The 14,435-nt window shown below is 38.4% G+C and carries 14 protein-coding genes and 1 pseudogene; 3 read left to right on the forward strand and 12 right to left on the reverse strand.

What is annotated here, in order from left to right:
• Nucleotides 1-677: 677 nt before the first annotated feature.
• The 6 genes from DXN04_RS33555 to DXN04_RS33585 form a co-directional block, all read right to left on the reverse strand.
• On the reverse strand, nt 678-1,022 hold the full coding sequence (locus tag DXN04_RS33555; RefSeq protein WP_116857800.1) for a DUF1493 family protein: 345 nt from the start codon (nt 1,020-1,022) through the stop codon (nt 678-680).
• Between the two features lie 2 nt (nt 1,023-1,024).
• Entirely contained in the window at nt 1,025-2,614 is a 1,590-nt protein-coding gene (locus DXN04_RS33560) for an RHS repeat-associated core domain-containing protein (protein ID WP_147320148.1), read from the reverse strand.
• A gap of 62 nt (nt 2,615-2,676) precedes the next feature.
• The gene (locus DXN04_RS33565; protein WP_116857802.1) at nt 2,677-5,436 is read right to left on the reverse strand and encodes an RHS repeat domain-containing protein; all 2,760 of its coding nucleotides are present in this window, start codon (nt 5,434-5,436) and stop codon (nt 2,677-2,679) included.
• Nucleotides 5,437-5,667: 231 nt separating this feature from the next.
• Complete coding sequence (locus tag DXN04_RS33570; RefSeq protein WP_147320149.1) at nt 5,668-6,387, reverse strand: hypothetical protein; 720 nt, start codon at nt 6,385-6,387, stop codon at nt 5,668-5,670.
• A gap of 466 nt (nt 6,388-6,853) precedes the next feature.
• Complete coding sequence (locus tag DXN04_RS33580; protein WP_116857805.1) at nt 6,854-8,605, reverse strand: hypothetical protein; 1,752 nt, start codon at nt 8,603-8,605, stop codon at nt 6,854-6,856.
• 244 nt (nt 8,606-8,849) lie between these two features.
• Complete coding sequence (locus DXN04_RS33585; RefSeq protein ID WP_116857806.1) at nt 8,850-9,161, reverse strand: hypothetical protein; 312 nt, start codon at nt 9,159-9,161, stop codon at nt 8,850-8,852.
• Nucleotides 9,162-9,232: 71 nt separating this feature from the next.
• Here DXN04_RS33585 and DXN04_RS35970 point away from each other — a divergent pair.
• A pseudogene (locus tag DXN04_RS35970) lies at nt 9,233-9,669 on the forward strand (IS66 family transposase).
• Complete coding sequence (locus tag DXN04_RS35975) at nt 9,651-9,761, forward strand: transposase domain-containing protein (protein WP_158569304.1); 111 nt, start codon at nt 9,651-9,653, stop codon at nt 9,759-9,761. Before DXN04_RS35970 ends, DXN04_RS35975 begins: the two are co-directional and overlap by 19 nt.
• Nucleotides 9,762-9,950: 189 nt before the next feature.
• Here DXN04_RS35975 and DXN04_RS33605 read toward each other — a convergent pair whose 3' ends face one another.
• Nucleotides 9,951-10,367 carry a DUF433 domain-containing protein gene (locus DXN04_RS33605; protein WP_116857810.1) on the reverse strand — a complete coding sequence of 139 codons (417 nt, stop codon included), beginning with the start codon at nt 10,365-10,367 and terminating at the stop codon, nt 9,951-9,953.
• A 394-nt stretch (nt 10,368-10,761) separates the two neighbouring features.
• Here DXN04_RS33605 and DXN04_RS33610 point away from each other — a divergent pair, with 394 nt between their 5' ends.
• The gene (locus tag DXN04_RS33610; RefSeq protein WP_116857811.1) at nt 10,762-11,055 is read left to right on the forward strand and encodes a transposase; all 294 of its coding nucleotides are present in this window, start codon (nt 10,762-10,764) and stop codon (nt 11,053-11,055) included.
• A 177-nt stretch (nt 11,056-11,232) separates the two neighbouring features.
• Here the strand turns inward: DXN04_RS33610 and DXN04_RS33615 are convergent, their stop codons facing one another.
• The 5 genes from DXN04_RS33615 to DXN04_RS33630 form a co-directional block, all read right to left on the reverse strand.
• A complete protein-coding gene (locus DXN04_RS33615) occupies nt 11,233-11,718 on the reverse strand; it encodes an RHS repeat domain-containing protein (protein ID WP_147320150.1) in 486 nt (161 codons plus the stop codon).
• A 24-nt stretch (nt 11,719-11,742) separates the two neighbouring features.
• Entirely contained in the window at nt 11,743-11,904 is a 162-nt protein-coding gene (locus DXN04_RS35035; protein WP_158569306.1) for a hypothetical protein, read from the reverse strand.
• 6 nt (nt 11,905-11,910) lie between these two features.
• Complete coding sequence (locus tag DXN04_RS33620; protein ID WP_116857813.1) at nt 11,911-12,348, reverse strand: hypothetical protein; 438 nt, start codon at nt 12,346-12,348, stop codon at nt 11,911-11,913.
• Between the two features lie 297 nt (nt 12,349-12,645).
• Nucleotides 12,646-13,008 carry a hypothetical protein gene (locus DXN04_RS35295; protein WP_199415200.1) on the reverse strand — a complete coding sequence of 121 codons (363 nt, stop codon included), beginning with the start codon at nt 13,006-13,008 and terminating at the stop codon, nt 12,646-12,648.
• A 6-nt stretch (nt 13,009-13,014) separates the two neighbouring features.
• On the reverse strand, nt 13,015-14,435 hold a 1,421-nt coding region (locus tag DXN04_RS33630), incomplete at its 5' end, for an RHS repeat-associated core domain-containing protein (RefSeq protein ID WP_317128903.1).

The following is a 14,435-nucleotide window of genomic DNA, read 5'->3' on the forward strand; positions in this document are numbered from 1 at the left end:
GTTTCCTGCCATGAGGAAGAACAACATAAATGTAAAGTGATTTCAACTTGTTATTTAACAGTTGCGACTGGGAATAAACATGTATAGGTTTACTTGCAGCTGTAATGGGCCTGAATGATTTTTAATGGGTAAAAATTACGACATAGCTTTTTTATTTGGATTAAAAACGGGTATAGGCATTCACAGACAGAAAAGGTTAAAATAGGCAGATGTGAGCAAAATTAGAGAATAAAAAGAGAATACAAAATTTATTGTGAGTATTATATTAAACAACAGCTAGGTAATTAATTGTAATAGTTAAGCAGTAAGTTTCTTAGATTGACATAACGACTCTGTTTTTTATTAGGCAAACATCTATTCAAGTACACTTCAATTGGAATACACGTATTCATACGATGTATTGAATCGTCTCAATGGAATGGTCGCCAATAAGGGACTGGATGGTTTGAATAACTCCTGTACCAATGCTTTCACGGTATTTCTGACTTTAAAGAGGTGATTGCCTATAATGGCAATGGTAATATCCTGACATACAATCGTAATTGTAACAAGACTTATGCCGGATCACCGTTAGGGATGGCACCAGAACTAAAAAAGCTTTTTCTCCTAAATAAAAAGTCCTGGCCAAGTTAAAGTGGCCAGAACTTATTATTTAGGAGAAAAAATAGTTCCACATATCATATATTAACTACCTCAGGATCAAACCATTCCCCTCGGTCAACTACCTTTTTTAGATGTTTAATATTAAAGGTTTTTGATGGCAACTTATCCCTTTTAAATAGCGCATAATACAGCGACCGAAAAATATTCGAAAGTTCACTTTCAGAAAGAAAATACTTACTGTAATCAAATTTTTCTAACGAAAAGTCAAACTCTATTGCCAAATCTTCCATCAATGTTGCAGCATCAATTCCATTAATCCCTAAATCATCAAAAATAATGCTTTCTTCGGTTAAATCTATGCCTCCGCATTTTGAACTGATAAATGCAATTAACTCGTTTATCTGTATGTCCTTTTTCATTTTTATTGATTCTTGTACATTAAATTAGGATCATAAGGCGACAATGGGCTATTAATCGATTTGTTAAAGTTTAAAGTACCCAATGCCCCTCCACCTACTATATTTGACAATCCTAGTCCAATTGCTTGATTTTGCCATGTTCTAGCTACAATTGCAGCCTTTCCTGAATTATATAATATCGACCAGTTTTTACCACTCAATAGTCTTGGAATATTATGATTTAGTTGTACAAAAAAACCCGCTTTCACACGTTTAGAAGCAGTTCCTGTAAATCCCGCCTCTACAGCTCTAGCAGTAAAAGTATTCAACTTTTTGGCAGCATCCCCCATTACCTTTTTACCTAGTTCAGACTTCATTACTCCTCCAATCGTACCATGGTAAAGTAAATTTAGGCCTTTAGGGACCGGAATTAGAAAAGACTCAATTGTATAATCTTGCTTTATTCCATCATAAAAAATTACTTGCTGTTCATTGCCTTTTTCATCAATGCTTAAATTTCGTCCTAGTTTAAATGCCTCTAATCTTCTTTCATTCCAATTGTCAAGCAGTATACTTCCTGTTTCAGGTAAACCATTAGATTTAAAATGTTGGTTAGAATTAATTACTTCAAATCCAATATTACCCGATTCATCAGAAAATAACTGTTGCCGATCGTAATTGACATGAATATTACGTGACAACCTATCTCTGACTTCTCCTCCATTTTCTTTAACAAACACTTTTGCCGCCTGTCTCTGCTCTGAAGTCGATCCAAATAAGCCGAAAAAAAGATCTCCGTCGGGATCAATATTGCTAATTGGATTATTGCCCAAAACTAAGTAAGATGATATTCCTTCAATAGGTTTGGGATCTAAATTCCATCTTCTACCTGTGCTCGGATCATATTCCCAAAATTGTGCAGTATAACTATTTCCCTCTCCTTTGATATCATCGCTTCTTTCCTGCCCATTAAACCCATACCTATAACCTTTACCGGCAATCCCATAACTCACCCCATTATCACTCCCTGCATCCGCATTAGACTGATCTACCATCAGCGTCGTAAACGCATCACTATCTCCACTCGAAAACCCATCTTCAAAACTAATGGCCTCTGTTGCCATATACGTCGCTGGCAGGTTATTCGTGCGCTGAGTCACAGTTAATATTGCTGGTATCGTATCTCCATTTTTGATAATGATACCTGCTATATTCTTACCCGTGCCAATTTGACCACCTCTGCCTGGCATTAGCATGCCAAAGGGATAATATTCCTGCGCATTGACTATTACTGCATTATAATGATCTACAGTCGTATTATTGAGGGATACACCCCGCTTCCTGTCAGAAACAGTAGCGAGTACATTCCCCAGGTGGTTTGTCAATTCAAAGAACTTCTTTCCTCTTATAAAGGTAACATTTCTTCCCATACCCAATCCGGTCATACTCGTTCCCGCAGGTGTTGTCAGATCCTGTACATTGATTGCCAATGTATTCATACCCAAGCGGTTGCTGCCATACAAGTTTGTTTCAATCTGACTGAGCTGACCTTTATTGACCGAGGTATCATTATAAGTATAGACACTCAGGATATTACCTGTTGCATCTCGCATATACCAGGTTTGGGTGGTATCCTTTGCCTTGCTGATTACCCCCTTGCTGATCCGGTTACCGGTTACGTCATATGTATAGACGATCGCTGTTTGAAGACTTTGGATACTTTGCCATATACATTCCACCTGATACTGTCAACTCCTGCCCGGCGATCGGATACAATATTACCTATACTGTCGTATTTGTAGTTATCATACCCCTGGTTATCAATATCGTTCCCATAACGGGCCCAGTTTACCGTATCCTTAACATAGGTCAGTTTGTTAGTTCCAGGACGATAATTGTAGGTCATGGAGTCCATCACCAATGGAGAACCCGCAAAAGAGTTATTGCCATTTCGCTTGTATTTCAGGATATTACCATTTCCATCATAACTAATATTCTCCTGGAAATCTGGTAGTGCGGTAAATGCATTCGTCCAGGAATTGGTCAGGGTGTCCAGGCCTTTGTTAGCTGTCATGCCTTTGAGGCGATTGAGCACGTCGTAAGAATAAGTGTATTCCAGCGGTGTATTAATCGATGATATGCTTTGGCTGATAGCGGATATATTGCCATTAAATAGTGGCTTATTACCGACTGCCGCCGCAAATGGCTTAACTGAAGAATTGATTGGTGTATAGTCTTTGTTTCCATAGTAATGAATACCAAAGCCAAATACATCCTTCGGAACCAAACTACCACTGGCACCATCACCACCTATATCGAAAGTGGAGTTCAGGGTAGTACCGTTTACTCCTTTTAAATAACCCTCCAGCGTATAAGCATTGTCAATTCCCTGTACCTGTTGCTGACCGATTACTGTACGGGCCAAAGGTCCATGTTTATAATACTGGTAATAAGCATCGTTTTCCCAGAAAATACTATCCCGGCTGGTTTCTACATTCGTTAACCTGTTTAATGCATCATAATTATAACGGTGATAGAAAGCATCCTTTTTACCAGGCTGATAACCTACCCAGTTAACTTTGCCACTGATCAGGTCATACTTGTACTGAATCTTCTTCCAACGGTTACTATATCTTTCCAGCGGTCCCTGCTTATAATCATGTAACAGTGTTTTGACATTACCAAGTATATCATAGCTATAGTAGGTAGCCGTAGCAAAGCCCATGGTATCATATGCCAATGCATCATTAAAGAGGGCCACCCATGATACCCGGTTTCGCAGGTTTTCTGGAACGAGGTGTTCCGCAGGTAATGCACTATACGCAACATCATAGTTTGTTACTGTGATCTGGGTACGTGTTGACTTAGCACCAGCTATCCAGTTCTTTAACTTCAGCGTATCCCTGCTTATCAAATCATTCATAGCAGCAGTATTGCTTATCTCTCCCACTTCTATTGGACGGCCTAATGCATCGTATTGGGTATAACTGTATTTATTCTCCCCGATCTGCTTAGAGTTTTGGGAGATGGCCAATCTACCTAAGCGATCGTACCAGTAATTTGAAACGCCATCATCCGGTGTTTTCTTTGAAACAACCTGGTTGAGCGTATTATACCTGTAATGCGTCGCCATTTTATGCGCCGGCACTAAAAGGGTATGATTCGCACGGGCTGCTCTTACTTTGCCCGCCCAGGCATCAGAACGATCGATGACTACTCCTGCGGGAGGTATTGTTTTGATAAGATTACCTGCCTGGTTGTAGTAATATAAGGTATAATGATACTCGCTGCTTGTGTAAGTCAGGGTGAACACCTCCCGCTGTCCGCCAGCTAAGGCTGTGTCCAGGTACTCTTTCGCAAAGTTGCCGGAAAGAGAATCCCGGTAAGCCTTATATTGGTCTGTTCCCACCATGATAGCGTAGTTTTCAGCGTCGGTACAGCTATTGGTGGTATCGAGTGTGATGGTTGGATATACAGGCGTAGCATTACCGCATAAAAGTGGACCTTCATGAATAGTGGTACAGGTTGGAACAGAACAATTTATTGACCCACGATTTATAGATGTTGTCAAATCAGTTACAATACATGGGTAGTTGGAAATGCTGGATTTTGCATTGTTAAGAGAATCTGCACTCGAACTCCAGGTGGTGGTAGTTGTATTTACATCCAGGCCAACACTATCCACAGTATTTGTAAACAGGCTATCCAAACAAGCCACCTTATTCACCCCTTTACTCAACATCAACATATTATAGTCACCATAATTACCTATGGCTGCATAAGTTCCATCAGGACGCTCAATTACACCATGAATATCTGTTTTCACAGTTGTATTGATCATGTCAGACCATTCCATCTTTCTATCGGCATCCAATTTCTGCCATAACACATGCGTTGGTGTGGTTGCGTAATTCTGAACTGCTATCAAACCACCATCAGATGTTGGTGCTATTGGCATCCATTGACTGGGATTGACCCCGAAAGGATTATTGAATTGTTTTGAGAACAATACCTTACCTCCATTACTTACTCCTACCACTATATTTGAATTGGTCTGAGGCGCTGAACCCGTTGCAAGGAAGGTAGCTGTAAAGTTGAAGACAAAACCATTTGTTGTTTTAAATAACTGCGCTGAATAACCGCCTTCTGATAAACTGGATTGCTTCTGATAAATAACAGTGCCTGAAGGTATCAATTCACCTGTTGAGATATTCAGTTTGGCTATAAACATATTATACAACGTACTTGTAAATACCTTCCCATAGGCACAACCCGCTATTACCAGTGTATCATTATTCTGAGCAATTGAATAACCTTCATTCCCTGCACCTTTCAAATCTAATGTCCGGGCCCACTTCGCTTCCCTGTTAGGTTTCAATGCCACCATCAGCCCTGTGACCCTGTTGCCTGAAGCAGTATTATTTCTCAGGGCCATTACATAACCACTATCTGCCCTTCATAATAATGGTCATTCCCTGCTATATGCTTAACAATCTTACATTTTTGCCAAGAAGGATCAGATGTTTTAGACTTCATTTGGGCCCTTCCTGTCATCTTCAATAAGGTAGCATTTTATAATATATGTTTAGCCAATGCCACTATCTCAGAATGAAATATACAATTTCCTTATTGCATCTTAATGTACATTATTCAATGAGCAACAAGACTATTTATTCTTCGATTCAAATATCTGGAAATTTCCTGATTCATTGAAAAACCAAACTTTCACCACACGATCCTGTTCAATAAAGGAATGAAGGTAGATATTACGAATATAATCAACCTTGGACGTTTCAAAACTTTTTCCAATATCAGATGTTTTAATAATGGCTATTCTTTTCCGACTTCCATTATTTTCAACAGCAAAAATCCAGTCAGCACCTTTACTTCTATAATACACCAATGGGTTCGATAAATTATCAGCAGCGTAAGTATATAGTTTTTTAAATTCCAGGGCTGGATCAAGTTGATAAATCGTAATTCCTCCATTCATAAAACCAGTCAGAATTATATTATTCTGAACGCAACTGACACCAACACATAAAAAATCTTTAGGTAACTTTATTAACTTATCAGAATTTTTAACAAAATCGTATACAACTAAAGAATCAGGATATTTCTTCTCACTTTCAAATCTGGCTAAATAGAACAACTTACCATCCTTTAACATAGGGTACTGGTAAGGATCATGAATAGGTTCACAATCATTCATCCAATCCCTTCCTCCATTATCAGAAAAACAAAAAAATATTTTATACTTAAAACTATCTGTTGTTAGTGCCGCCATTTGATTTCCAGAAGCACATATGTGATATACATAGCGTGGGAAATAAGTAATCTCTTTCCAATTATCCGGATTAAAGACAGAACTTATAAACACCCTCATATAAAGGTCGGTTTTCATTAGAGCAATCACTGAGTCGCCAAATCGGTCAATCTGTGCAATATGTCCTTCTCCCCAATTTTTTTTAGTCTAGTTTTTACCCAACATCAGCTAATGCGCTTTTACACAAAGAAGATCTTCAGTATAAAGAAAACTCCAAAATCATAGCTATACCAAGCAAGAAATTAATTATAATACACGCTAATAAATAAACTCTCTTTAAACTGTACTTAACATTGAGAACTCTTTCAATTTTTTCCGAATAAATTAAAAGAATAAAATAACCAACATTTAAAAAAAGCATATAAATAATTATATGGGGTAACATAAAAAAGATATTTACAAATCTTTTAGTCAGTCGCATCAATAATACCAACATCCATAATACAGATATTCCTGTAAGCCCAATTATTAAATTAAATGTTATTATCTTTTTAATATAGTTATTATTCATATTGTTTAATTTTACTTATCTTCTGCGTGGCCGACCCTCGAAAGCTGGTAAATCCCTAAATATTCCCGCATCAGGAGACTCAGGCTGAATAATTTGTAAAGAAGGCAGCCAGTTAGCCCATGGTTGCGTAAATCGAAAGCTAGACTTAATTAGCTTAACATCATAAAAATATCCATTTTTTATCGCTCTTTGATCACCTTCACTATCTCTACCACCAGAAGAAATCAGAGCATGACTGTTCGCTCCTAGCAAAGTAGAGGCAATTGAAAATCCGGATTTCTTCATTGCATATCCCCATAGAAATTGGCCCGCATCGTTTACATTATAAGCTGTGTTATGCCCTTCGAATAAGAAGAACCCCCCTTCCTGATCAAATTGTATAACATCTCCATCGCCACCACCCAATCCAGCAACAGGCAAAGTATAATTCCAATTAAAATCCATTCTACCGCCCACTGATTCAACAAGAGCATAATCCCATCTACTGAAAATGTTTCTATTCATAACAGATGACTTATTCATTATCCAGGACAAATTAGCATCGGAAATAAATCTTATTCCGAGATCGCCTGGATTCAGATTATCTAGTTGTTCCTTATCAATCGATAAATCATTAAAATTGAATGATCTATCTGTAACCCATCCGTTAAATTTTTTATCATTTACATCAGTAAACTCTTTATAGTAGCCTATTACTCCTCTTGCTCCACTCGCATGAAAATCTGTTCTTTCAAGAAATTGTCCATCACGACCAAATCTATAAGTAGTATCACCTAACGGATCAATAATTGATAATGGATTATTTACAAAAGAGACATAGGGACTTTCCCAAACCTTAGGGCGAACATCTACATTCCACCTTCTTGCTACTCTAGGATCATACTCCCAAAACAATGCCGTATAACTATTTCCCTCACCTTTTGCTTCATCTGTTCTTTCCTGCCCATTAAACCCATATCTATACCCCTTCGCATTTATCCCATAACTCACTCCATTATCAGTCCCTGCATCCGCACTCGTCTGATCTACAAAAAGCGTCGTAAACTCATCTGCTGTTCCACTTGAAAATTCCCCTTCAAAATTTATTATCTGCGTAGCCATATAAGTTCCCGGAGTATTATTACTACGCTGGGTAACTGTCAGGGTCGCAGGGATGGTATCTCCATTCATTACAACAGTACTACCCGCAACATTCTTTCCTGTACCTATATGCCCTCCTCTACCAGGCATCAAAATACCGAAAGGATAGTATTCCTGGGCCGAGTTGATAACTGGATTATCACTGCTTATCCTCGAACTATCAAGCGACACGCCAATCTTCCTGTCAGAAACCGTTGCAAGCAAATTTCCCAGATGGTTCGTTAACTCAAAGAACTTCCTTCCTCTTGTAAATGTAATATTTTCCCCATAACCTAACCCAATGATACTAGTAGTCGGTGTTGGTGTTGAATCCTGTACATTAGTTGCCAACGTTGACATCCCTAAACGGCTGGAACCATACAAATTGGCTTCTATCTGACTTAACTGGCCACTATTAACTGATGTATCCCGATAAGTATAGGTACTCAGTATATTTCCCGTAGCATCGCGAATATAGAATGTCTGAACAGTATCCTTCGTCTTGCTGATCACTGACTTACTGATCCGGTTTCCAGCTGCATCATACGCATAGCCGATAGAAGTACTATCATGCTTGTATATCCTGGCTATTTTACCATATACGTTCCACTTAATACTATCCACCCTGGCACGAACATCAGACACCATGGAAAAGTAAATTTAGGCCTTTAGGGACCGGAATTAGAAAAGACTCAATTGTATAATCTTGCTTTATTCCATCAAATATTTCTTGCTATTCATTGCCTTTTTCAACAATGCTTAAATTTTGTCCTTGTTTAAATGATTCTAATCTTCTTTCATTCCAATTGTTAAGCAATATACTTCCTGTTTCTAGTAAACCATTAGATTCAAAATGTTGGTTAGAATTAATTACTTCAAATCCAATAAATTTTTACATATCATATGAAATATAAATCGTTTCAAAACTATAGCCGTCTTTATAATAACCATTTTTTTCTACGGCTTCTGCTAGTACCCACCCCATAACTCCAAACTCATCATCTTCTAGTTCAGCTTTAGTGCCTAAATAGATTGTACCATTATTTTTAGAAATAGAAATACCATCTGATTCTATAAAATCATCCTGAATAGATTTCCAACCTTCACTAATACTTCGTAGTATACAACCAACACAATAACGATCAGAAGGACTATCAATTAACTTGCACTGTTTATTTTTACAATATAGTATAGCAGATTTCATTTCATCCTTAGAAAGATGGATATGCTGTATACGATGAGCTTCCTCTTGAAGATATTACAATCTTCTACTGTATGGCTCATACCCGACGTAGAATATATTATGCAGAGAGTAATAACAAGCAACTGTCTTCATATGCACTGTCAGAAATAACTAAGTTATATGCTATTGAACAGGCATGTAAAGATGAGCAACTGAACATCGATCAAAGAAAGGCAAGGCGGCAAAAGGAAAGTGTTCCTATCCTTAAGGCATTAGGTGAGTGGATGAAAGAAAAATACAAACAACTTCGCCCTAACCCCTTATCGCTAAAGCACTTGCATATAGCATTAAGAGATGGGAAAAGTTGAGCCTAAATGCATCTACAAGGCATCTTCAATTAGACAATAATGCGGTCGAGAGATGCATGAGAAGTGTGGCTGTAGGAAAAAAAACTATTTATTCTGCGGCAGTCATGACGCAGCTACCAGGGCTGGGTTACTATACTCTTTATTGGCAACCTGTAAACTGAATAATGTGAATCCATACGAATGGCTTAAATATGTACTGAGCCAAAATCTTAACGAAGTTCCAATCAATCAGATTAAGATTTTTTCCTCGTAACTGGAAAAAATAATATGGCTTAGTCCAAAGCTAAGTCTAAATACTATATGCCTTTATCAACATCCCGGAGGCATACCTCTAAAGGACATTGTGGAAAGGCCAATAAGTACTACATGATATTCAACAAAACAGCCACCAATCTTAATTGGCTGCTGCAAGCTATAAATTGTTTCAAAACTATAGCCGTCTTTATAATAACCATTTTTTTTCTACGGCTTCTGCTAGTACCCACCCCATCACTCCAAACTCATCATCTTCTAATTCCTCTTTAGTGCCTAAATAGACCGTACCATTATTTTTAGAAATAGAAATACCATCTGATTCTATAAAATCATCCTGAATAGATTTCCAACCTTCACTAATACTTCGTAGTATACAACCAACACAATAACGATCAGAAGGGCTATCAATTAACTTGCACTGTCTATTTTTACAATATAGTATAGCAGATTTCATTTCCTCCTTAGAAAGATCAAACTCATTAAGAAAAAAATTCATATCATCTTTATAATAAGCAAATGAAACTACACTAAATACCGTCAATCCTCGACCTGTAATAACAGGTTGACCAAATCCCCTTTTTGCATTTCGTTCTACAAAATTCATAAATATTTATTGTGGATCAGCTAAAGAAACTCTTTTACCTATTTTTAAAATTGAAGGATTGACCTTTGCTTTTTCATCCAATTTTATCATTAAAGGAACAGTTCTCCAATATTCATTTTGTATCTTTCTGGTCACTTTAATCGCTGTTACACCGGCATCTCATAAATATCTCCCGTGTCCATAAATTCGTTCGGATGATAAAAAATAACCATCCAAATTCAAATGCCCTAGTCTTATCAGTCATTATTTTTAAATTATTACCGCTTTGTTGTGATTCTGTTTTTAAATAGCTCTCTGTAATAATAATTGCATCTTCCTGTAATATCATAATATGTTGATCCCCAAATTTTAGACAGGTGTGGATAGTATAAACTAAATCAACACCTTAACCAAAATGGCAAAAACTACCAAGACACCCAAGAAAAGTTATGACCCACAATTCAAGGCCAAAGTCTCTATAGAAGCCCTATCTCAGGCATCTACCACCGAAGCTGTTGCGAAGCAGTTTAGTATAAACAAAACACAGGCGAACTCATGGCGCAACCAATTAAAGGATAACGCTTACACACTTTTCATGAAGGGGAAGCAGGAGGTCTATGAGGATAAACAAGAGACAATTGATAACCTTCAACAACTTTTAGGGCAAGAGGCGATGGAGATCGCCCAGCTTAAAAAAAAATCACGGTAATACCGCCAAAGCAGCGACTGGATTGGATCGACTGCTGCCACCCAACACTTTCCATCTCAGCACAATGCAAGCTATTTTCCATACTTTACCTAAGGGACCAAATTCATTATGCTGCTTTGGATTATGCAATATAACTTCACTCGACATAATTTGACCTGTAGATCCATTAATATTCAACTAATATCTAAGATACTCAAGACCATCAAGATCAATGCCATCAATAGGTCTATTACTTGCGAACTGATACGGTGTCAACTCCGGATATTTGGCAGTAATAGGATCCACACTCAAAAACTTACCCAATCCCGGATCATAAATCCTCATCCCATAATCCTGCTCATTCCCCTCCCCCTTCACCTCATTATCATTCTCCTTCCCATTAAACCCATACCTATACCCGCCCAAACTCCACTTCCTATTCATCATTCCCATCCCAAACGGGTAATAATCCCCAGCACTCAACACCTCAGCCACATAATGATCCCCCTCTCTCACCGCATTATCACTCACCGTCGACAACACATTCCCCAAATGATTCACCAGCTCATACCGCTTCACGCCCACCTTATTCCATACCGTATCCACCTCACTACCCAATAACGCCCCAGGCTCCCATATCCCCAATCTACTACTCCCATACAAATGCTGCTCCTTCCAATACACATCGGTCCCTCCGCCTTTATTCCCTTACACCGCCAGCACATTCCCCGCCGCATCTCTCACATACCACGTCTTATCCGTCACCCCATCATGCGTATACCCCTTATACACCCTATTCCCACCAGCATCATACCTATACACCAAAGAACTGCAATCTCCCTTCGTTATCCCACTGATCTTACCATACACCGTCCATTAAATATTCACCACACTATCCCGCACATTCCCGATCAGGTTACCAATATTATCATAAATATGGTTATTTACTCCCTGACTGGAAACATCCTCCGTATATGGATCCCCCTCGATACTATCCAGCATCTGCGTCAACTTGTTACTACTCAAATACCCCTGGCCATCCCGCATATACACATACCGCAAACTATCCATCTGCAGCTGCTTCCCTCCCACGCCACTGCCATAACGCGTATATCGCAGGATATTCCCATTCCCATCATAACTGGTATCCTCCTTATATGCATTCCCTACCGATACCGTACTCCACGCTGTATCCCCCCTATTCTCTCCCAACTCTATCACGCGACCCTGCGTATCATATGTTGTATAACATTTCCATTTTAATATGTCAATGACAAAGGTGGCAATTGCCAAAGCCAATAGCTGGCTTTGCATGCCTCAGTTTTGTAGAGGTCCGTTTTCTATGAGAAATGTTAAGGTGCATTATTACAGTAAGTTTATAACCGATAGAATTTTTCAACTTTATACTGCAAGGGACTTTACATACTGCCAGTTTTTACTTCCCCAAATTCTGTTATCACCTGTTTAGTTAAATTTCAAAGACTTACTCAAGCATATCCCATACTTAAAGCAAAACCAAAATCAGCTGCAATCTTTATTTGAATTCACTCAGTATCAGTACCATTATTGATGAAAATCATTAATAGATAATTAATATGCTGAATCTGTTATTCACTTACCTGCATTCTTGTTCATTTCTTTAGTCGCTAGCTCAAGAGCAATTGTTAGTTTAATTTTTTCAGTCCTGGTTATTTCTTTATAATACTCAGGTATGCTAAATGTTTCTTCAATATAACATTCGTCATTCTCTCGATTCCATTCAATCTGCACAATAATAGAACCGTTAATTAATATAAAGTAAATATATTCTCCCTGTTCAGGTATCCAATCAAGAATATAGGCGCTAATCATCTCCGGATAAACTAACTTCAATTTCTTAATTACCTCATTATTAGAATTAAACAATGACAGGCTCGACGCTATAAGTGACGTCCTAAGTTCATTTTCTATTTTACTACCAATAAGTTTCATCATATTATTTTATTTTACTGTACCTGGTGTTGCTGTAATCAAATCTCCGTTAATATTTGTCATAACTGTCATTGTTGAAGTAAGCTCCCAATTCTTAAATTTATCATATCCAATAGGACTATTAAATTCAATTTGTCTTATAAACCTCAATTCTGGCTTACCATCTACTATTGCTGTCGTAGTCCTAATAACAGGAGATTTCCTAACTTGGTATAATAAACTACTCAACATTTCAGGAGTTATCGTGAACTGTGACGCATTCCTTCTTCCTGAAAAATGCCTATCTAGTACATGTTTCCATCCCTTATTAGTTATATTAATTCTGGATTGAACTCTCCCGGGGACTTCGACGCCATCAGTACTTTCTATGTTCGAAATGTTTACTCCAATAGGCCTTATTGTAGCTGGCATTTCAACTCCATTTGTAGAAATACTGCTGCGTTCACTAACATTTATGGTTGAAGGAAAAACACTAGATTTTCCAGCCGGAATCCCACTAAACGACATCATTGTCCCGTCAACAACACTCCACTTCAGCGCTGATTGATCCCCGCCTAATAAGAATCCCAAAGATCCAAAAGGCCCTTGGATAATCGCAGAAGCAACTGCTTCCTCATGCTCATCCTTAATATATGCTAATTGGTCTTTCACTACCGCTTCTGAGCCAATATGGCCATTCCCATAAATGTCGGCCATAAGAACTATATTTCGCCTCTTTTGTTCTTCTTCTGCCAGCCATTTTGCTCTCGCGATTTGAAATTCAGCATATTGCCTTTTTGAGAAATGGAATTGTTCGAGAAATGTCTCTGCACCATCCTGATCTGTCGCTTGTATAGGTGTATTTCCAGAAAACTGATATGGAGTAAACCACGGATACTCCCGCGTCAACGGATCTACACTCAAAAACTTCCCTAACCCCGGATCATACACCCTCATCCCATAATCCTGCTCATTCCCCTCACCCTTCACCTCATTATCATTCTCTTTCCCATTAAACCCATACCTATACCCCTTCGCAGCTATACCATAACTTATTCCACTTTCAGTCCCAGGATCCGCACTCGTCTGATCTACAAAAAGCGTCGTAAACTCATCTGCTGTTCCACTTGAAAACTCCCCTTCAAAACTTATTGTCTGCGTAGCCATATAAGTTCCAGGAGTATTATTCGTCCGCTGGGTAACCGTCAGTGTCGCAGGGATGGTATCTCCATTCATTACAACAGTACTACCCGCAACATTCCTTCCTGTACCTATATGCCCTCCTCTACCAGGCATCAACATACCGAAAGGATAGTATTCCTGGGCCGAGTTGATAACTGGATTATAACTGCTTATCCTCAAACTATCAAGGGACACGCCAATCTTCCTGTCAGAAACCGTTGCAAGCACATTTCCCAGATGGTTCGTTAACTCAAAGAACTTCTTTCCTC

It is taken from the genome of Chitinophaga silvisoli, from assembly GCF_003412465.1.
In the GTDB taxonomy this organism is placed as follows: domain Bacteria; phylum Bacteroidota; class Bacteroidia; order Chitinophagales; family Chitinophagaceae; genus Chitinophaga; species Chitinophaga silvisoli.